Source organism: Streptomyces sp. SID8374 (assembly GCF_009865135.1).
GTDB lineage: Bacteria > Actinomycetota > Actinomycetes > Streptomycetales > Streptomycetaceae > Streptomyces.
The window spans coordinates 3533792-3553350 of the sequence record NZ_WWGH01000001.1; the positions used below are offsets into that span (position 1 = coordinate 3533792).

General features: G+C 71.5%; 14 protein-coding genes, 5 tRNA genes, 1 pseudogene and 1 riboswitch. Of the genes and pseudogenes, 6 read left to right on the top strand and 14 right to left on the bottom strand.

All coding sequences use genetic code 11. The features are described from left to right. Nucleotides 1-2: 2 nt before the first annotated feature. The 5 genes from GTY67_RS15395 to GTY67_RS15415 form a co-directional block, all read right to left on the bottom strand. Nucleotides 3-947 (bottom strand): aldo/keto reductase, encoded by a 945-nt coding sequence (locus tag GTY67_RS15395; RefSeq protein WP_093693542.1) that lies wholly within the window; start codon nucleotides 945-947, stop codon nucleotides 3-5. A 249-nt stretch (nucleotides 948-1196) separates the two neighbouring features. Continuing rightward, entirely contained in the window at nucleotides 1197-2240 is a 1044-nt protein-coding gene (locus GTY67_RS15400) for a M23 family metallopeptidase (protein ID WP_093693543.1), read from the bottom strand. 11 nt (nucleotides 2241-2251) lie between these two features. Continuing rightward, nucleotides 2252-2404, bottom strand: a riboswitch (cyclic di-AMP (ydaO/yuaA leader). A gap of 210 nt (nucleotides 2405-2614) precedes the next feature. After that, the gene (locus GTY67_RS15405) at nucleotides 2615-3937 is read right to left on the bottom strand and encodes a PP2C family protein-serine/threonine phosphatase (protein WP_343238690.1); all 1323 of its coding nucleotides are present in this window, start codon (nucleotides 3935-3937) and stop codon (nucleotides 2615-2617) included. A gap of 139 nt (nucleotides 3938-4076) precedes the next feature. Continuing rightward, nucleotides 4077-4823, bottom strand: a complete 747-nt coding sequence (locus tag GTY67_RS15410; RefSeq protein ID WP_161279069.1) for a MerR family transcriptional regulator — start codon at nucleotides 4821-4823, stop codon at nucleotides 4077-4079. 117 nt (nucleotides 4824-4940) lie between these two features. Continuing rightward, a tRNA-Met gene (locus tag GTY67_RS15415) sits at nucleotides 4941-5014 on the bottom strand. Nucleotides 5015-5117: 103 nt separating this feature from the next. On the opposite strand from GTY67_RS15415, the pseudogene GTY67_RS15420 reads away from it, so the two are divergent. After that, nucleotides 5118-5744 (top strand): annotated as a pseudogene (locus tag GTY67_RS15420) (alpha/beta fold hydrolase). A gap of 84 nt (nucleotides 5745-5828) precedes the next feature. Here the strand turns inward: GTY67_RS15420 and GTY67_RS15425 are convergent. The 6 genes from GTY67_RS15425 to GTY67_RS15450 all read right to left on the bottom strand — a co-directional run bounded on the left by GTY67_RS15425 (nucleotide 5829) and on the right by GTY67_RS15450 (nucleotide 10996). Further along, nucleotides 5829-5902: transfer RNA gene (locus tag GTY67_RS15425), tRNA-Lys, on the bottom strand. A gap of 252 nt (nucleotides 5903-6154) precedes the next feature. Next, complete coding sequence (locus tag GTY67_RS15430; protein ID WP_161279070.1) at nucleotides 6155-8494, bottom strand: DEAD/DEAH box helicase; 2340 nt, start codon at nucleotides 8492-8494, stop codon at nucleotides 6155-6157. 239 nt (nucleotides 8495-8733) lie between these two features. After that, nucleotides 8734-9324, bottom strand: a complete 591-nt coding sequence (locus GTY67_RS15435; protein ID WP_161279071.1) for a hypothetical protein — start codon at nucleotides 9322-9324, stop codon at nucleotides 8734-8736. A 444-nt stretch (nucleotides 9325-9768) separates the two neighbouring features. Beyond that, the gene (crcB, locus tag GTY67_RS15440; RefSeq protein ID WP_161279072.1) at nucleotides 9769-10143 is read right to left on the bottom strand and encodes a fluoride efflux transporter CrcB; all 375 of its coding nucleotides are present in this window, start codon (nucleotides 10141-10143) and stop codon (nucleotides 9769-9771) included. Next, on the bottom strand, nucleotides 10140-10649 hold the full coding sequence (gene crcB, locus GTY67_RS15445; RefSeq protein ID WP_161279073.1) for a fluoride efflux transporter CrcB: 510 nt from the start codon (nucleotides 10647-10649) through the stop codon (nucleotides 10140-10142). Before crcB (GTY67_RS15445) ends, crcB (GTY67_RS15440) begins: the two co-directional genes overlap by 4 nt. Then, nucleotides 10646-10996: a metallopeptidase family protein gene (locus GTY67_RS15450; RefSeq protein WP_015610126.1), complete on the bottom strand. Its 351-nt coding sequence runs from the start codon at nucleotides 10994-10996 to the stop codon at nucleotides 10646-10648. The genes crcB (GTY67_RS15445) and GTY67_RS15450 overlap by 4 nt, the downstream gene beginning before the upstream one ends. A 168-nt stretch (nucleotides 10997-11164) precedes the next feature. Here GTY67_RS15450 and GTY67_RS15455 point away from each other — a divergent pair, with 168 nt between their 5' ends. From GTY67_RS15455 to GTY67_RS15470, 4 genes are all read left to right on the top strand, one after another. Then, nucleotides 11165-12775: a metallophosphoesterase gene (locus GTY67_RS15455; RefSeq protein WP_161279074.1), complete on the top strand. Its 1611-nt coding sequence runs from the start codon at nucleotides 11165-11167 to the stop codon at nucleotides 12773-12775. Nucleotides 12776-12855: 80 nt separating this feature from the next. Then, nucleotides 12856-12928 (top strand) — tRNA-Glu (locus tag GTY67_RS15460). 38 nt (nucleotides 12929-12966) lie between these two features. Next, nucleotides 12967-13041, top strand: a tRNA-Asp gene (locus GTY67_RS15465). 22 nt (nucleotides 13042-13063) lie between these two features. Further along, nucleotides 13064-13137: transfer RNA gene (locus GTY67_RS15470), tRNA-Phe, on the top strand. 42 nt (nucleotides 13138-13179) lie between these two features. Here the strand turns inward: GTY67_RS15470 and GTY67_RS15475 are convergent. The 3 genes from GTY67_RS15475 to GTY67_RS15485 form a co-directional block, all read right to left on the bottom strand. After that, a complete protein-coding gene (locus GTY67_RS15475) occupies nucleotides 13180-14040 on the bottom strand; it encodes a cytochrome c biogenesis CcdA family protein (RefSeq protein ID WP_161279075.1) in 861 nt (286 codons plus the stop codon). Continuing rightward, nucleotides 14037-14852 carry a DsbA family protein gene (locus tag GTY67_RS15480; RefSeq protein WP_161279076.1) on the bottom strand — a complete coding sequence of 272 codons (816 nt, stop codon included), beginning with the start codon at nucleotides 14850-14852 and terminating at the stop codon, nucleotides 14037-14039. Before GTY67_RS15480 ends, GTY67_RS15475 begins: the two co-directional genes overlap by 4 nt. 64 nt (nucleotides 14853-14916) lie before the next feature. After that, on the bottom strand, nucleotides 14917-15333 hold the full coding sequence (locus tag GTY67_RS15485) for a hypothetical protein (RefSeq protein WP_161279077.1): 417 nt from the start codon (nucleotides 15331-15333) through the stop codon (nucleotides 14917-14919). Between the two features lie 195 nt (nucleotides 15334-15528). On the opposite strand from GTY67_RS15485, the gene hrpA reads away from it, so the two are divergent. Further along, on the top strand, nucleotides 15529-19461 hold the full coding sequence (gene hrpA / locus GTY67_RS15490) for an ATP-dependent RNA helicase HrpA (RefSeq protein ID WP_161279078.1): 3933 nt from the start codon (nucleotides 15529-15531) through the stop codon (nucleotides 19459-19461). The last annotated feature ends 98 nt before the right edge of the window (nucleotides 19462-19559 follow it).

Below are 19559 nucleotides of genomic sequence, written 5' to 3' on the forward strand. Positions count from 1 at the left end.
GCTCAGGCCGACGCCTCCGTGAGCGCCGTCAGCTCCGCGTCCGTCAGCTCCAGGTCGGCGACGGCCAGCAGGGCGGGGAGCTGGTCGACCGTGCGGGCCGAGGCGATCGGGGCAGCGACCGTCGGGCGGGCGGCGAGCCAGGCGAGGGCGACCGTGGCGATCTCGGCGTCCCGTTCCGCGGCGACCTTGTCGAGGGCGGCCAGCACCTTGCGGCCGCGCTCCGACTCCAGGTGCTCGCCCGCCTTGGCCGAGCGGGCGCTCTCCACGGTCGCGCCCGGGCGGTACTTGCCGGTGAGGAAGCCTGCGGCCAGCGCGAAGTACGGTACGGCCGCGAGCCCGGCGCGGGCGGCGGTCTCCTGGAGCGGGCCCTCGTAGGTGTCCCGGGAGACCAGGTTGTAGTGCGGCTGGAGGGCGACGTACCGGGCCAGGCCTTCGCGCTCGGAGAAGTCCAGGGACGCCTGGAGGCGCTCCGGGCTGATGTTGGAGGCGGCGATGTGGCGCACCTTGCCGTCCTTCACCAGCTGGTCGAGGGCGGTGATGATCTCCTCGACCGGGACGGTCTCGTCGTCGAAGTGCGTGTAGTAGAGGTCGATGTGGTCGGTGCCGAGGCGGCGCAGCGACTGCTCGGCCGCGGCCTTGATGGTGGTGGCGGAGAGCCCCTTGTAGTCGGGGTGGGCGCCGACCTTGGTGGCCACGACGATGTCGGAGCGGTTGGAGCGCGAGGCGAGCCACTTGCCGATGACGGTCTCCGACTCGCCGCCGTGGTTGCCCTCGATCCAGGCGGTGTAGGCATCGGCGGTGTCGACGAAATTGCCGCCGGCCGCGGCGTACGCGTCGAGGACGGCGAAGGACTGGTCCTCGTCCGCCGTCCAGCCGAAGACGTTGCCGCCGAGGGAGAGGGGGAAGACCTGGAGGTCGGAGCTGCCGAGGGTGCGCAGAGAAGTCATGTGGGTGTTCAACGACGGTGCCGGAGCCGGATATTCCATCCGCCCGCACTCCGCCGGAGAGACCGGCAGCCCTGACGTCGGGGGGTGAGCGTCAGGGCTGCCGGGGTTTCGGGGTGGTGCGTACGCCCCTGCGAGGGGTGCGCACCTGCAAGGAGCGCGGGACCCTCGGACGGAGCGGGACCCTCGGACGGATCAGGGATCCTCGGAGGGATCGGGGCTCCTCAGAGGGATCAGGGCTCCTCGGACGGATCAGACGGAGAGGCCCTTGCTGTTCAGCCAGGCGGCCGGGTCCATGGCCGAGCCGCCGGCGGTGCGGACCTCCAGGTGGAGGTGGACGCCGGTCACGTTGCCGGTGGCGCCCATGCGGCCGATGGTCTCGCCGGTGCTGACCTTCTGGCCGACCGAGACGTCGATCGAGGACTGGTGGGCGTACCAGATCTCCGTACCGTCCTCCAGCTGGAGGACCGTGCGGTAGCCGTATGAACCGGACCAGCCGGCCGACGTGATCGTGCCGCTGTGCACGGCCTTGAGCGGCGATCCGGCCGCCCCGGCGAAGTCCAGGCCGGTGTGCTGGCCCGAGGACCACATCGCGCCGGACTGACCGTAGGTCGAGGTGAGCGTGTACGACGAGGTGGGCAGGGTGTAGCTGGCGCGGAGCTTGGCGAGGCGCTCTTCCTCGGCCTTCTTCGCGGCCGCTTCCTCCGCCGCCTTCTTCTCCGCGGCGAGCTTGGCCTTGACCTCGGCCTCGGCCTCGTCCTGCTGCTTCTTCGCGTCGGCGGCGGCCTTCTCGGCCGCGGCCTTCTCCTCGGCGGCCTTGGCCTCGGCGTCGGCGCTGGCCTGCTGCTGCTCGGCCTGCTGGAGGATGCGGGCGCGCAGGGCCTCACCGGCGTCGGTGGTGCCCTGGTCGGCCTCGGCGGTCGTGATGCCCGCGGTGGTGAGCGGGGCGGCGGTGACCGGGGCGGCCTCGGCCTCGTCGGACATGAAGGCCCCGACACCGGGAAGGGACTTGGCGTCGGGGAGGTTGTCCGCGATGGAATCGGGAAGGGAGATGGAGACCGGGGGCTTGGACTGGGCGGTGGCCATGCCACCCGCACCGACAGCCGCTATGACGCCGACCCCGAGGACCGTGGAGCTGCGGGCGAGGCCTCGCTGCTTGGCCACGCGGTGCTTGCCGCGCACGGGACGGACGGACTCCGCGGTGGGGTTCCACTCCTCCCACGTCCGCTCCGGACCACCGAGGCCATCGGCAGTGAAGGGTGACGGGGCCTCAGGGGCAGGCTTGTTGGACGCCACGTGGGCGCACTCCTTTCCTTCCTTCTCGCCTACCGGGTTAGCTGACGGGTTCGGAGCAGGAAGGTCTCCTACGGACCCCTCCGCCTCTCACGAGACACAGGCGTCCGATTCACCCCATGTAGGTGGTTCCCCGGTTCCCTTGCGGGATTCGGCGCTCGCGCACGGCGCCGTCTCTGACGACGGCTGGGACGACCGCGCTGCGTTATCGAACGTTAATAGACAGACGGGCCCGATTCCAAGCTGTTCCTGTTGATCATTAACGGCTCCGGCGGGAACTTACCGTCCACAAGCGGCCCGAATCGGACGACTTGACGACCCCTCGCCCACACCTCTTTTTCTGATGGTGTGTCAACTGTTATGCGGAGCGGCGCCCTTCAATTACGCACCGTGTCATCGCCCCGGCCGACGATCTTCACCGTCGTACGCCGCGGCGGCTGCCCCTCCGCCGGCCGGCTGACCGCGAGCAGCGCCATGTCGTCCGTCGACCGGCCCCCGGTGTGCAGCCGTACGTCGTCGGTGAGCGCCGAGAGCAGCTCCTCGGGGCCGGGGAAGATCCGGCCGCGCAGCCGGGCCGCCGGGTCGTAGAAGACCCCGTGCGCGTCCCGCGCCTCGGAGAGCCCGTCCGTGAAGGCGAGCAGCGTCGACCCCGGGGGCATCTCCCACTCGTCGGACCGGTCCGGCCACACCCCGAGGTCCATCCCCAGCGGCATCGCGGGCACGGACGGCGCCAGGACCTCCAGGGCCCCGTCCGCGTGCAGCAGGATCGGCTCGGGGTGGCCGCGGTTGACGAGGCGCAGCGAGGCCGAACCGGGCGGGATCTCGGCCAGTACGGCGGTGATGAACCCCTCCATGGCGTCCAGCCCGTACCGCCGCGTCCCCTCCCGCGCCAGCGCCCGCTCCAGCCGCTGCGCCACGCCCTCCAGGGACCGCTCCTGCTCGGCGGCCTCCCGGAACGCCCCGATGATCACCGCCACCGCCTCCACGGCGTCCAGCCCCTTGCCGCGCACATCGCCGACGACCAGGCGTACGCCGTACGGGGTGTCCGCCACCGCGAACAGGTCCCCGCCGACGAACTCGTCCGCCTGCGCCGCCTCGTACCGCGCCGCCACCTGGAGCCCGCCGATCCGCTCCGCCGGGGTCGGCAGGACGGCCCGCATGGCGGTCTCCGCGATGACCCGCGCCGAGGCCAGCTGCTCGTTGCTGCGGCGCACGACCCCGTTGATGACGAGGGCCAGGGCCGCGGCGGTGAGGACCGTGATCATCTCGATGACCGGGACGACCTGGGTGGACGTCCCGTCGGAGAGCCGCATCGCGATGACGGAGAGGACCGAGGCCACACCCGTACGGATGGTGCTGGCGAGCGAGAAGAAGGGCGCGGCGATCAGCGGCGCGGCCACGAACAGGGGCACGGCGGTGAAGTTGGGCGGGGCGAGCGAGTCGAAGAGGAGCCCGCCGCCGATCAGCAGCACCGGCAGCAGCCGGACGAACCGCCGGGTGCCCCGGTTCTGGGCCACCACCGGCTTCCCGCGCCCCGCAGACCCTCCCGGCTTCCCGCGCCCGGCGGAACTTCCCGGCTTCCCTCGCCCCGCGGAACCTCCCGGGGAGCCGGACCTGCCCCGCCCGGAGCCGGACAGCCCGCGCCCCGGGAGGCCGAAGCTCCCCGTCACGCGTCCGCGCCCCTTCTCCGCCATCCCCACCTGTGCACTCCTGCCCGGTCCGGCCACGGCTGCGGACGGTACCGCGCCCCGTCCAGGCTTCCCGGAGCCGCGCCGTGCGGCGACTCGTCGTCGGCCAAATAGGGGGAAAAAGCGGCCGGGAACCCCTGCGCTCCCCTGGTCAGCCGGAGAGCCGTTGTTCCGCGTAGATCGTCAGTGCATCCCGTACGAAGGCGGCGGTGCCGTCCCCGTAGCGATCGTAGTTCTTTCCGAAGCGCGGATCGGCGACATACATCTCGCCGAGCCCGATGACGTACGACCGGCTGGGAGCGACCGTCGTGGACAGCCACGCACAGTGCCGCCGAGCGATCCCCTGCGCTTCCTCGCTGTCGGCACGGACCCTGGCCTCCCTGGCCCGCCCCCAGTCCCGCGCGATGGCGTCGTGCTCGTCCCGGAATGCCTGCTTCCCGGCCTCCCCGAGCGAACGCCACCACCGGTCGCCCTTCTCGTACGCCTCACGCCCCCAGCGCTCGGTCACCTCCCGCTCATGAGCGGTGTGGTCGAACCCGTCGAACACTTCCTCGGCCATGAGTTCCCTCCCCTCCTGCGTCTTGTGGAGAGTGGTCCGCACCGAGGCGATCTGCCGCCCGATGCGCTCCTGTTCCTGTTCGAGCAGGAGCAGATGCGCCCGCAACGCCACGGCCGTGTCCCGCTGCCCTTCGAGCACCCCCTTGATGGCGGGCAGGGACAGCCCCAGCCCCCGCAGCAGCAGGATGCGCTGCAACCGGACGAGGGCGTCCTGGTCGTAGTAGCGGTAGCCGTTGCTCCCGACCCGGCTCGGCGTGAGGAGACCGAGGTCCCCGTAGTGCCGGAGCGTGCGGCTCGTGGTGCCGGCCCTTCTGGCGATTTCCTGGATGGACCACTCCATGCCGGAAACGCTAGATCTTTACGCTGCGTCAAGGTCAAGCCGGAAAGCGTCGGGCTCCGGAAACGACTCAGGCCCGGCACGCGATCAGTGATCTGCGTACCGGGCCTGGATCTTCAGTAGCGGGGACAGGATTTGAACCTGCGACCTCTGGGTTATGAGCCCAGCGAGCTACCGAGCTGCTCCACCCCGCGTCGGTAAACACCACTCTACGCCATCGGAGCGGCCACTCCGACCACACCCCGTTGCGGGGTCGGCGGGGTCAGCCGGTGCGATGGCGCTGGAGCCAGCGCCCGATTGAGCGTCACCGCCAAGCACCCCCACCGCCACGTGGACGTCGAAGGCGTCCGGGTCTTCTACCGCGAGTCGGTCCCCGACCGCCCGACGCCCCGGCCCTCCTGCTGCTGCACGTCTTCCCGTCGGCCTCGCACCAGTTCCGGCGCCTGAGCGACGCGATGGGCACCACACCACCGGCTGATCGCGCCGGACTACCCGGGCTTCGGCCACACGGAGGCCCCCGCCGGCTTCACGTACTCCTTCGACCGCCTCGCCGACATCACCGAGGGCTTCACGGAACGGCTCGGCCTGACCCGCTTCGTGCTGTACGTCTTCGACTTCGGCGCCCCCGTCGGCTCCCGGCTGGCCCTGCGCCACCCGGAGCGGATTGCGGGCCCGGTCGTCGACTACCACCGCGACGTGGAGCAGTACCCGCACTGGCAGACCTGGCTACGCGAGCACACCCCGCCCACCCTGATCACCTGGGCCGCAACGACCCGTTCTTCCCGGAGCCCGGGGCCCGCGCCTACCTGCGCGACGTACCCGACGCCGAACTCCACCTGTTCGACACGGGCCACTTCGCCCTGGAGGACCAACTGCCCGCCATCGCACCGCTGATCGCGGTTCCTGGACCGGGTGTGGGGGTGAGAACGCCGAAGCGCCCCCGCCCGGGCAGAACCGGATGGGGGCGCTTCCTCGCATGTCACGGGCGTACGCCCGGTGCCGTGTCGGTAGGCCGTGTGGGACTCGAACCCACAACCAACGGATTAAAAGTCCGCTGCTCTGACCAATTGAGCTAACGGCCCCTGCAACATCACCCACGAGCATAGCCCGCCCGATCCCAGCAGCCGATCCGGTATCGGTGTCGGGCCCTGTCACGCCCCGGTCACGCCCCTGTCACGCCCCCGTCGCGTCCCTTTCGCGCCGGTTCGCGCCCCTGTGGGGGCGGCGCGGGGAACAGCAACAGGGCCCGTACGTCACCGAGTCGGTTCGGTGGCGTACGGGCCCTGCCGGTCTGTCAGGCGGACCTGGCCGGCCGGGAAGCGGCCGGTGCGGGGTCAGCCGTTGCGCTTCCAGCGCGGCTTGTCGTCGCGGCGGCCGAAGGTGCCGGTGTTGGTACCGGTGTTGGCGCCGCGGTGGTCGTCACGACGGCCGGTCGGGCGGTCGCTGCCACCCGAGCGGAAGCCGCCCGCGGGGCGGTCGTCGCGGCGGTCGCGGTTGAACGGGCGGTCGCTGCCGCCGGAGCGGAAGCCACCCGAGGGGCGCTCGTCACGGCGGTCGCGGTTGAACGACGGGCGGTCGTTGTCACGACGCTCGAACGGACGGCCACCACGGTCGTCGCGACGGTCACCGCCACCCGAGCGGAAGCCACCGGTCGGGCGGTCGCCGCCGGAGCGGAAGCCGCCGGAGGGGCGGTCATCGCGGCGGTCGCGGTTGAACGACGGGCGGTCGTTGTCACGACGCTCGAACGGACGGCCACCACGGTCGTCGCGACGGTCGCCACCACCGGAGCGGAAGCCACCCGAGGGGCGCTCGTCGCGGCGGTCGCGGTTGAACGACGGGCGGTCGTTGTCACGACGCTCGAACGGACGGCCACCACGGTCGTCGCGACGGTCGCCACCACCGGAGCGGAAGCCACCGGACGGGCGGTCGTCGCGGCGGTCGTTGCCGCCTCGGTAGCCGCCACGGTCGCCACCGCGGTTGTCGCGGCGCTCGTAGTTGCCCCGCTCGTCGCGGCGCTGCTCTTCGCGGGCGGCCGGCTGCTCGGGGACGGAGATGGCGGCCACCAGGGCGGCCTCCGCCTCGGCGGTGACCTCGGCCACCGCTGCCTCCGGGTCGTCGCCCCGCTCGCGCGCGGCACGGGCGACCAGGCGGTCGGCCTCCTCGCGCAGCTCCACGGCGCGGCGCTGGACGCGCTCCAGCTGCTTCGTCAGGTCGGCGGCCTCGCGCTCGGCCTGCTTGGCGGCGTTGTTCGCGGAGTCGGCCTGGACCTCGGTGAGCGAACGGGCGCCGGTGATCTCGGCGACCTCCGGCTCGAAGACGCCCGCGCCCTGGACGATGTGGCGCGAGGCGTCGACGCCCGCGTCCTCCATCAGGCGGAAGATCTGGCGGCGCTGGTGCGGCAGCGCCAGCGAGACGACGACACCGGACTTGCCGGCCCGGGCGGTACGGCCCGAGCGGTGCAGGTAGTCCTTGTGGTCACCGGCCGGGTCCACGTTCAGGACCAGGTCGATGCCGTCCACGTGGATACCGCGGGCGGCCACGTCGGTCGCGACGAGCGCGTTGACGTAACCCTTCTTGAAGTCCTCCAGGACCCGCGTACGGGCGCCCTGGGTCATGCCGCCGTGCAGCGCGTCGGCCTTCACGCCGGACTCGATGAGCTGCTCGGCGATGCGGTCGGCGCCCAGCTGGGTGCGGACGAAGATGATCGTGCGGCCCTTGCGGGCGGCGATGGCGGAGGTGACCGGCGCCTTGTCCTTCGGCTTCACGACGAGGACGTGGTGCGACATGGTCGTGACGTTGCCCTGGGCGCTGTCGACCTCGTGCGTCACCGGGTTGGAGAGGTAGCGCTTGACCAGCGTGCCGATCTCGTTCTCCATGGTGGCGGAGAAGAGCATCCGCTGCCCCCCACCGGGGATCTGGTCCAGCAGCTCGGTGACCTCGGGCAGGAAGCCCAGGTCGGACATCTGGTCGGCCTCGTCGAGGACGGCGACCTGGACGTTCTCCAGGGAGCAGGCGCCACGGTTGATGATGTCGCGCAGCCGGCCCGGGGTGGCGACGAGGACGTCGACACCGCGCTCCAGCGCGTAGATCTGGTTGCCCATCGACGTACCGCCGCAGACGACCTTCATCTTGAGGCCGAGCACGTCGCCGTACGGCTGGAGGGCGTCCGCGACCTGCATCGCGAGCTCACGGGTCGGGGTGAGGATGATGCCGCGCGGCTTCTTCTTCTCGGTGGTGCCACCGGAGAGCGTGGCCAGCAGCGGCAGGCCGAAGGAGAGCGTCTTGCCGGAGCCCGTACGGCCACGGCCGAGGATGTCCTTGCCGGCCAGGGCGTCCGGGATGGTCGCCGCCTGGATCGGGAAGGGGGCGGTCACACCGTTCTGCGCGAGCTTGCGGACGATGCCGTCGGGCAGGCCCAGGTCGCCGAAGGTGACGGTCGGCTCGGCGTCGGTCTCCGCCACGGGAGCCTCGTCCGTCTCGGCCTCGGCGGCGGCCTCGGTCTTGGCGGGCGCCTCGGTCGGCTTGTCCTCGGTGATGAAGTCGGCGACGGACTTCTCGGCCGCCTTCTCGGCCACCGGAGCCTTCTCGGCTGCGGTGGTGGCGCCGGCGGGGGCCTCGGTCACAGCGGCCTCGACGAGCTCGGTGAGCTCGGCGTTGTCGATGTTCTCGGGCATGACGGTGTGGTCAGAACTGGAAATTGACATGCGAAATGCGAAACCTTCCGGAGTCTCGGCACGCGCCCGTAACTCCGTGATTCGCAATTTCGACCGCCTCAATGCGGTCCAGCCACGGCAAGGGAGAGTACGCGCCACACGGCGCTCTTCTGTGTCGGCGCCGGGCAATGGGATCAAACGATCTACCACCATACGCACCCTCACCCGCATTGCGCAACCCGGCCCCCTCCCGCCTCCGGCTACACCGGCCTGACCTGCGGTGATGCCTCCGGCGTCCGCAACGGCCTACTCTCCTCCGCACCCCCCATCGACTGCGTCCGCAGCTGCGCGGCGGGCGACGCGGAAGGGGGCGGCTCGGAGGGTTCGGTGGGCTCCGGTTCGGGGTCCGGGTCCGGGTCGGGGGAAGGCTGCGGGGCGGGCGGTTCCGGAACGACCGGCGGCGGCTCCCCCGGGCCGGGCGTGGAAGGCGTGGGGGGCGCCGGATGGCCGGGGCGCGGCGGGTGAGGGGCGCCGGGCTGGGGGCGCGGGCCCTTCGACGTGTCCGACGGCACAGCGCTCCCGGACGCCTCCGGGCTCGGCTTCCCCTTGGGGCTCTTGCGGTCGGAGGGGTCCCCGTCGGAGTGGGTGTGGGCGTCACCGCCACGGTGTCCGGCGTCGCCGGATCCGGCCGTCGTGTCGTCGTCCGGGTCGGCGGTCCGGCCCTTCGAGTCGGAGGAGCCGGAGGGGCCCGGCCTCGCGCCGTCGTCGCCGACGCTCATACAGCCGGTGGACGCGGCGATCGTCAGCACGGTGACGGCTGCCCAGCGGACAGGGACGGACAACTTGCGCACGGGTGGCACCTCCGGGGCGGGGAGAGCGGGGGGCGGGGTGGCGGGGTGGGATGTCTCGTACGGCATGGAGCGCGCCGTACGCGGTGGTGTGGGTTGTCCCGTACGGCATGGAGCACGCCGTACGCGGTGGTGTGGTGCCGTGCCCAACTCCCCGGACCCCGCCGGAGACACGCCCGAAGCACCGATGGACCGGGCGGCCCCGGGCCGGAGGGCGCGCCGGATCGGCTCACGGGACCCGCCAGGCCCGGCCGAAGCCCCGCCCGAGCCCCAGGCCGAAGCCCCGCTCCAGCCCCGGGCCCCCAGCACACCTCGGCCCCGGCTCACGGGACCCGCCAGGCCCACCCGGCAGCCTCGGACGGAGCCGAACCCCCTACCCCCCGAACCCGGCAACCTCAAGCCGCCCCCCCCTACCCCCCGAACCCGGCAACCTCAAGCCGCCCCCCCCTACCCCCCGAACCCGCCCGCCAGCTCCGCCCCCAGGAACACCGCCCCCAGCCCCACCAGCAGCGACGCCAGCACGTTGGCCGCGGCGAGGAAGGGCCGGCCCGTCTCGGCCAGGCGGAGGGTCTCGTACGAGAACGTCGAGTACGTCGTCAGCGCCCCGCACAGCCCCGTCGCCAGCAGGGCGTGCACCGGGGAGGAGACCGCGGCCCCCGTCAGCACCCCGAGGATCAGGCTGCCCGCCGCGTTGGCCGTGAACGTGCCCCACGGGAAGACGTACGCGACACCCCGGCCCTGGTGCGCCTGGACCGCCCGGTCCGTCAGATAGCGCAGGGGCGCGCCGACCGCCCCGCCGACCGCCACCAGAAGCCAGTTCACGCCGCCCGCCCCCCGCCACGCGCGGACCCGCGCTCCCCGTCCCGTACGCCCCGACCGCTCCGGGCTCCCCCGTCCAGCAGCCGCCGCGTCACCACCGCACCCGCCCACACGGCCGCCAGCGCCGCCACGACCGTCGCCGCCATGTACGCCACCGCCACCACCAGCTCCTGACGCACCAGCAGGCCCGAGACATCGGCCGCGTACGTCGAGAACGTTGTGAACCCGCCGAGTACGCCGACGCCGAGGAAGGGCCGGACCAGCGGGTGCGTCACCCGGCCGCGCTCCACGGTCAGCACCATCAGGAAGCCGATCAGCGCGCAGCCGCTCACGTTGACCGCGAACACCGTCCACGGGAAGCCGCCGTGGGTGGTCGGCCAGAGCACCAGGGCCACGTAGCGCGCGAGAGCACCCAGCGCGCCGCCCGCCGCGACCGCGCCCAGCACCCGTGGCTGCGAGGCGGCGGGCGGCCCCGGCTCCGGCAGCTCGTCCGGTGCCCGCTCGCTCACCCGTAACCCAGGGCGTGCAGCCGTTCGTCGTCGATGCCGAAGTGGTGGGCGATCTCGTGGACCACGGTGATCTCGGTCTCGGCCACGACATCCTCGTGCGTCTCGCACATCCGCAGCGTCGGGCCGCGGTAGATGGTGATCCGGTCCGGCAGCACCCCGGCGTACCACTCCCCGCGGTCGGTGAGCGGGGTGCCCTCGTAGAGCCCGAGCAGGTCGGGGTCGCCGGGCTCCGGTTCGTCCTCGACGAACACCGCCACGTTGTCCATCAGCCGCATCAGCTCCGGCGGAATCCGGTCAAGAGCCTGGCTCACCAGCTCTTCGAACTGCTCCCGCGTCATCTCCAGCACCCCGCCATTGTCACGTACCGGGGCCCGCCACGGGCAGGTGGCGCCCGCCCCTGATCCACTTCGCGGCCGGGACCCGATCCCCTGCACGGCCACTCCGCGCCTGGCGTGTGATCCACTCCGCCGCCGGCACCCCGCATGGGCGGAGCCGTACCGGGGCATACGCGCCCAATGGTCCGCGCCCCGTTCCGTGCCGCCGCCGACCGCGTCCGGCACCGCCTCACCCAGCTCGTCCGCCCGAACTCCGCGAAGTCCCCGAAACACCCGGCACGCAAGCCCGCCACCGGCGACCTGTTGGGCACCGCCACCCCGAAGCCGTACGTACGGGCCCTCTCCATGCTCGCCGTCGTCGTGATCGGGGCCTGGCTCGGGCTGCTCGCCGTCGGGTCCATCCGTACGCCGGTCGGCCCCATGGACACCAACATGACCCTGCGTCCGTCCCTCACCGGCGGCAGCAAGATCAACGTGTCCCCGCTCGGCGCCCTGGAGCTGGACTCGCACATCGCCCCGCTCCGCCTCGACGTGGACGTGGACCGCCTCGACCCCGTGCGCTCGCAGGCCCTGGTGGACCAGCCGGAACGGTTCTCCGGCCTCCAGGACGAGGTCACCCGGGACGTCGCCGCAGGCACCCGCGAGCTGGCCGTACGCTCCTGCGTCGCCGTGATCTCCGGGGCGACCGCGCTCGGCCTCGTCGTCTACCGCCGCCCGCGCCGCGCCCTGGCCGCCGGCGGGCTCGCCCTGACCCTGCTGGCCGCCTCGGGCGTCAGCGCGTACGCCACCTGGAACCCGAAGTCCGTCCTGGAGCCCAAGTTCTCCGGGCTGCTCTCCAGCGCCCCGTCCCTCGTCGGCGACGCCCGGTCGATCGTCACCGAGTTCGACATCTACCAGCAGGAGCTGGCCCGCCTGGTCACCAACGTCACCCGGCTGTACGACGCCACCTCCACGCTCCCCGTCTACCAGCCGGACCCCGGGACCATCCGCGCCCTGCACGTCTCCGACATCCACCTCAACCCGGCGGCCTGGCACATCATCGCCTCGCTCGTGAAGCAGTACGAGATCGACGTGATCATCGACTCCGGCGACACGATGGACCACGGCTCGGCCGCCGAGAACGGCTTCCTCGACCCGATCCGCGACCTCGGGGCCCCCTACGTCTGGGTGCGCGGCAACCACGACTCCAAGGTCACGCAGGCGTACCTGGAGAAGTTCCGGAACGTACGCGTCCTGGACAACGGCCGGGCCGTGAACGTGGCCGGACTGCGCATCGCGGGCACCGGCGACGTCTCGTTCACCCCGGACCGCACCAAGCCGGTCGGCGGCAAGGCGGCCGCGGAGCTGGAGGGCATGCGCCTGGCCTCCGCCCTCCGCGACCAGGAGCAGGCCGGCACCCCGGTCGACATCGCGGTCGCCCACGACCCGAACACCGCCCGGCAGACGGACGGCACGGTTCCGCTGGTGCTGGCCGGCCATGTCCACCACCGGGTCAACGAACAGCTCAAGCTCGGTACGCGGCTCAAGGTCGAGGGCTCCACGGGCGGCGGCGGGCTGCGCGCGGTGCAGAACGACAAGCCCGAGAAGGTACGCGCCTCGGTGCTCTACCTGGACCGCGAGACCCGCCGTCTCCAGGCCTGGGACGAGATCACGCTCGGCGGTCTCGGGCTGACGACCGCCGAGGTCAGCCGCCATCTGCCGGAGGAGAACCTGAAGAAGGAGACCCCCGCCTCGCCCTCTCCCGGCCCGTCCACGACAGGGTCGTCGGCACCGCCGACGCCCTCGCCGTAAACCGTTTTGGCGATAGCTCCACCCATCCCATATGCTTCTCACGTCCCCGACGCGCTGCAAAGCGAACCGGCGGGCCAATAGCCCTCATCGTCTAGTGGCCCAGGACGCCGCCCTTTCAAGGCGGTAGCACGGGTTCGAATCCCGTTGGGGGCACGTTTCACCGTGTGCGAGACTTGTTTCGCACATTGCTTGGTCCTGTGGAGCAGTTTGGAGTGCTCGCCACCCTGTCAAGGTGGAGGCCGCGGGTTCAAATCCCGTCAGGACCGCTTGCAGCCCCAGCGGCTGCGTGGCTGGGTAGCTCAGTTGGTACGAGCGATCGCCTGAAAAGCGATAGGTCGCCGGTTCGATCCCGGCCCCAGCCACCTCTCGAAGGCCCCGTCCTCTGGACGGGGCCTTCGCCGTTCTCACCCCTCCCCGGCCTCCTTCCCGACCTTCCGCGACGCCGGTTCGCGCCGCCGCCATGCCCGTACGCCGAGAACACCCAGCACCACCAGCACCACGGCCCCCAGCAGCACCGCGTCCGACACCCGCTCGCCCAGCTTCTGCACCCACTGCTCCACCGCGAACGAGCTGTCGACCCCGAGCAGGCCGGGGAGCGCGGTCGTCCCGTCGTAGACGAGGAACAGCACGCCCAGGCCGATGAAGAACAGGCCCGACAGCAGCGATGTCGTGTGCAGCCGGAACCGGCCGAGCCGGACGGTCCTCCCGCGCAGCCAGGTGCGGCGGCCCAGGTCGAACCGCTCCCAGAGCAGGGCGAGTACGAAGAGGGGGACCGCCATCCCGAGCGCGTAGACCGCCAGCAGCAGGCCGCCGTAGACCGGGCTGCCGCTCACCGCCGCCACGGTCAGGACGCTGCCGAGGATCGGGCCCGCGCAGAAGCCCGCCAGGCCGTAGACCGCGCCCAGGGCGTAGACGGAGAAGGCGGTGGTGGGGCGGATGCGGCCGCTGATCTCCGCCATGCGCCGGGAGGCGAAGCCGAGGCCGACGATCTGTGCGGCGCCGAGCACGATGATCAGCCAGCCCGCGCCCGTCACCAAGGCGTCGCGGTGGCCGTAGAAGAGCCGCCCCGCGTACGAACCGGCCGCCCCGAGCGGGACGAGGGTGGTGGCGAGACCGGCGTAGAAGATGCCGGTACGGGCCAGCAGGCGCGAGGTGGAGTCGATGGAGTACGCGAAGAAGGCCGGGAGCAACAGGGCGCTGCACGGGCTGACCAGGGCGAGCAGCCCGCCGAGGAAGGCCGCGAAGTAGCCGATGTCCGCCGTCACTTGGCGGAGTCCCCGGAGTCGGCGGACGCGTCGCCGGAGCCCGTGGTCGTGTCCCCGGTGGCGCCCGCCTTGCCCGTCGTCTTCGCCTGCTCCGCCGCCGCCTCGATCGCCTGCGTGAACGTCTCCTTCGGCTGCGCCCCCGCGATCGGGCGGCCGTTGATCAGGAACGACGGGGTGGACGTGGCGCCGATCCCGTACCCCTGCTCCTGGTCCTTGGCGACGGCGGCGCGGGCCGCCTCGCCGTCCAGGTCCTTCATGAACCGGGCCAGGTCCTTGACCCCGGCCTCCTGTGCGAGGGCCTTGACCCGGTCCTTGCCGAACCCCTTCTCCTTCGCCCCCTCGGCGTAGGCGGCCGCGTGGAACTCCCAGAAGCGGTCCTGCTGCCCGGCGGCCCAGGCCCCGCGCGCGGCGGTCTCGGACTCCTCCCCGAAGATCGGGAAGTTGCGCCACTCGATGCGCAGGGTGCCGTCCTCGACGTACTCCTTGATCAGCTCGGGCTCGGTGTCCCGGGCGAACTTGCCGCAGTAGCCGCACTTGAAGTCGGCGTACTCGATCAGGACGACCGGGGCGTCCGCGCGGCCGACCGCCAGCCTGTCGTCGGCGTCGCGGCGGGCCAGCTTCGCCAGCTCGGGGTAGACGCCCGCCTGCGGGTCGCCGGAGACCTCGGCCGCGGGGGTGGTCTCCGCCGAGGAGCTGCCGGGGGCGGTGGCCTTGTAGGAGGCGAAGCCGAGGAGGGCGGCGGCAACGACGATCACGGCGCCGTAGAGGAGGGGCTTGCGGGAGGAGGGCTTGGTGTTCTTGGGCGTGGGCATGCGGCACTCCGTGCTGGTGGTGCGGAAGGAGAGGGAAAGGTGCGGGTCGGGCGGGTGGCCCGGCCTACACCCGCAGCACGGAGAGCTCTACGGGGGTCGGTGTGGCCGGGACCGGGGTCCGGACCTGTATCCCCGGCGGCGGCTCGGCCGGCAGGGCGCCCGTCGCGGCGGGCAGCCCCCATGGGGCGAGGCCGGGGGCCTGGTCGTACGCGGCACGGGCCCGGGTCGGCACGGCGGGCTCGCTGTCGTGGTCGCCGGGCTCCCGGCAGCCGGGGATCGGGGCGCCCGTATCGAAGGCCTCCACCACAGGGGCCGGGGCAGCGTCCACAGCGGTCGCCGTAACGGCCTCCCCCACAGTGACCGCGACGCCCTCAGGGGATGACGCGTCAGCATAAGAAGGAGCCGCGCCCACCGGTCCGCACAGCAGCCCCATCACGATCGCCAGCAGCGCTGTCAGGCAGCACCACTGCGTACGGGACACGGGACCGGCACCTTTCGTGCGGGGAGACTGCGTGCGGGGAGGCTGAGCGTTCGACTGCCCGAAATGGTACGTGCTGTCACCGCGCCCGCCGCATCGGTCACCGGTCACCCGCGCCCCCGCGCCCCCTCCGCGTGACGCAGTCCGCGCGAAATGAGGTCGCCACTCCTGACGCCCGGGTGAGATCCTGGGATCCGTATGTCTACTTCCTTCGCCGATCTCCAGTCCCAGCTCGGACAGCTCTCGCTCCGTGACGCGAACCGGCTCGGCCGGCGCCTCGAAGGAGCGCGCCGCATCCGCAAGCCCGAGGCCCGCCAGTCCGTGCTGGACGAGATCGCGGCCGAGGCGGGCAAGGCGGCCGAACGGCTCGCCACGCGCGCGGCCCGGCTGCCGGCCCTGTCGTACCCGGAAGAGCTGCCGGTCAGCCAGAAGAAGGACGAGATCCTGGAGGCGATACGCGACCACCAGGTCGTGATCGTCGCCGGTGAGACCGGGTCCGGGAAGACCACGCAGATCCCTAAGATCTGTATGGAGCTGGGGCGCGGCGTCCGGGGCATGATCGGGCACACCCAGCCCCGCCGGATCGCGGCCCGTACGGTCGCGGAGCGGGTCGCGGACGAGCTGAGGACGCCGCTGGGCGAGACCGTCGGCTGGAAGGTCCGCTTCACCGACCAGGTGAACCCGGAGTCGACGTATCTGAAGCTGATGACGGACGGCATCCTGCTCGCCGAGATCCAGACGGACCGCGAGCTGCTGGCGTACGACACGATCATCATCGACGAGGCCCACGAGCGGTCCCTCAACATCGACTTCCTGCTCGGCTATCTGGCCCGGCTGCTGCCCAAGCGCCCGGACCTGAAGGTCGTCATCACCTCGGCGACCATCGACCCGGAGCGGTTCGCGCGCCACTTCGGCGAGGCGCCGATCGTGGAGGTCAGCGGGCGTACGTACCCCGTCGAGGTGCGCTACCGGCCGCTGCTCGAAGAGGACAGCGAGGACTCCGACCGCGACCAGATCACCGCGATCTGCGACGCCGTGGACGAGCTGGGCCACGAGGCCCCCGGTGACGTCCTGGTCTTCCTCTCCGGGGAGCGCGAGATCCGGGACACGGCGGACGCGCTGAACAAGCGCAACCTCAGACATACCGAGGTGCTCCCCCTCTACGCGCGCCTGTCGCACGCCGAGCAGCACCGCGTCTTCCAGCGCCATACGGGACGCCGCATCGTCCTCGCGACCAACGTCGCCGAGACCTCGCTGACCGTTCCCGGCATCAAGTACGTGATCGACCCGGGCAACGCCCGTATCTCCCGCTACAGCCACCGCACCAAGGTCCAGCGGCTGCCGATCGAACGGATCTCCCAGGCCAGCGCCAACCAGCGCAAGGGCCGCTGCGGCCGTACGTCGGACGGCATCTGCATCCGGCTCTACTCGGAGGACGACTTCGTCACCCGGCCGGAGTTCACCGACCCGGAGATCCTGCGGACCAACCTGGCCTCCGTCATCCTCCAGATGACCGCGGCCGGGCTCGGCGACATCGAGAAGTTCCCGTTCATCGACCCGCCGGACCACCGCAACATCCGCGACGGCGTGCAGCTCCTCCAGGAGCTGGGGGCCCTCGACCCGGGTGAAAAGGATCCGAAGAAGCGGCTCACCCCGCTCGGCCGCAAGCTCTCCCAGCTGCCCGTCGACCCGCGTCTGGCCCGCATGGTCATCGAGGCCGACAAGAACGGCTGCGCCCGCGAGGTCATGGTCATCGCCGCCGCGCTCTCCATCCAGGACCCGCGCGAGCGGCCCCAGGAGAAGCAGACGCAGGCGGACCAGAACCACGCCCGGTTCAAGGACGAGACGTCCGACTTCCTGGCGTATCTGAACCTCTGGGCCTACGTCCGCGAGCAGCAGAAGGAGCGTGGCTCGTCCTCGTTCCGCCGGATGTGCAAGCAGGAGTATCTGAACTTCCTGCGCATCCGCGAATGGCAGGACATCTACGCGCAGCTGCGTACGGTCGCCAAGCAGATGGGCATCGTGGTCGAGGAGCCCAAGGGCGACGCGTCCATCCCCGAGCAGGCGGTGCACACCTCGCTGCTGGCCGGGCTGCTGTCGCACATCGGGCTGAAGGACACCGAGAAGAACGAGTACCTGGGCGCGCGCAGCGCCAAGTTCGCGATCTTCCCGGGGTCGGCGCTGTTCAAGAAGCAGCCGCGCTTCGTGATGTCGGCGGAGCTGGTGGAGACCTCGCGGCTCTGGGCGCGGGTCAACGCCAAGGTGGAGCCCGAGTGGATCGAGCCGCTGGCGCAGCACCTGCTGAAGCGCACCTACAGCGAGCCGCACTGGGAGAAGGACCAGGCGGCGGTGATGGCGTACGAGCGGGTGACGCTCTACGGGGTGCCGATCATCGCCCAGCGCAAGATCAATTTCGGCCGTATCGACCAGGAGGCCTCGCGGGACCTGTTCATCCGCAACGCCCTGGTCGAGGGCGACTGGCGCACGCACCACCAGTTCTTCCACGACAACCGCAAACTCCTCGGCGAGGTCGAGGAGTTGGAGCACCGCGCCCGGCGCCGCGACATCCTCGTGGACGACGAGACGCTCTTCGACTTCTACGACCAGCGCATTCCGGAGCACATCGTCTCCGGGGCGCACTTCGACTCGTGGTGGAAGCACAAGAAGCGCGAGGAGCCCGACGCCCTCGACTTCGAGCGCTCCATGCTGATCAACGAGAAGGCCGGGGCCGTCACCAAGGACGACTACCCGGACTCGTGGCGGCAGGGGAAGCTCAAGTTCAAGGTGACGTACCAGTTCGAGCCCGGAGCGGACGCGGACGGCGTGACCGTCCACATCCCGCTCCAGGTGCTCAACCAGGTCACCTCCGAGGGGTTCGACTGGCAGATCCCGGGGCTGCGCGAGGAGGTCGTCACCGAGCTGATCCGCTCGCTGCCGAAGCCGATCCGCCGGCACTACGTCCCGGCGCCGAACTACGCGGACAAGTTCCTCGACCGGGCCGTTCCGCTCCAGGAGCCGCTGCCGCAGACCCTGGCTCGGGAGCTCCAGCGGATGGTCGGCGTGCCCGTCACGGCGGACGACTTCGACCTCTCCCGGGTCCCGGACCACCTGAAGATCACCTTCCGGATCGTCGACGAGCGGCGCCGCAAGGTCGCCGAGGACAAGGACCTGGAGGCGCTGAAGCTCCAGCTGCGCCCGAAGGCCCGCCAGGCGCTCTCCAAGGCCGCCGCGGCGACCGCGGGACCGTCCGGCGAGTCCATCGAACGCTCGGGCCTCACGGACTGGACGATCGGCACGCTGAACAAGGTCTTCGAGACCCGCCGGGCCGGGCAGCCGGTGAAGGCGTACCCGGCACTGGTGGACCAGGGCGAGACCGTCGCCGTACGCCTCTTCGACACCGAGGCCGAGCAGCAGCAGGCCATGTGGTGCGGGACCCGGAAGCTGATCCTGCTGAACATCCCGGTCAACCCGGCGAAGTTCGCCTCCGACCGGCTCACCAACCAGCAGAAGCTCGCCCTGTCCCGCAACCCGCACGGCTCGGTCCAGGCCCTCTTCGAGGACTGCGCCACCGCCGCCGCCGACCGGCTGATCGCCGCGCACGGGGGCCCGGCGTCGGACGAGAAGGCGTTCCGGACGCTGTACGACAAGGTGCGCGCCGATCTGGTGGACCTGACCGTCCGCACGATCGACCAGGTGCAGCAGATCCTGGCCGCCTGGCAGGCCTGTGAGCGGCGGCTGAAGTCGACCAACAGCCTGACGCTGGTCGCCAACGTCGCCGACGTACGGGAGCAGCTGGCCCGTCTCGTACCGCCCGGTTTCGTCACGGCGACGGGGCTGCGGCGGCTGCCGGACCTGATGCGGTACCTGGTCGCGGCCGACCGGCGGCTCCAGCAGATGCCGACGGCCGTGCAGCGGGACACCACGCGGATGGCGAAGGTCCACGAGATGCAGGACGAGTACGCGTGGCTGCTCGAACAGCTCCCGCAGGGACGGCCGGTGGGCCAGGAGGTGCTGGACGTGCGCTGGATGATCGAGGAGCTGCGGGTGAGCTACTTCGCGCACGCGCTGGGCACCGCGTTCCCGGTCTCCGACAAGCGGATCGTGAAGGCGATCGACGCCCTGGCACCCTGACACGGAGGCGCCGGGAGCGGTGACGGTGTCACCACCAGGAGTGAAGTCGACCTGGACCTCCCACCTCCTGTACAGTCTGGTTTCGCAGCAAGCCGCAA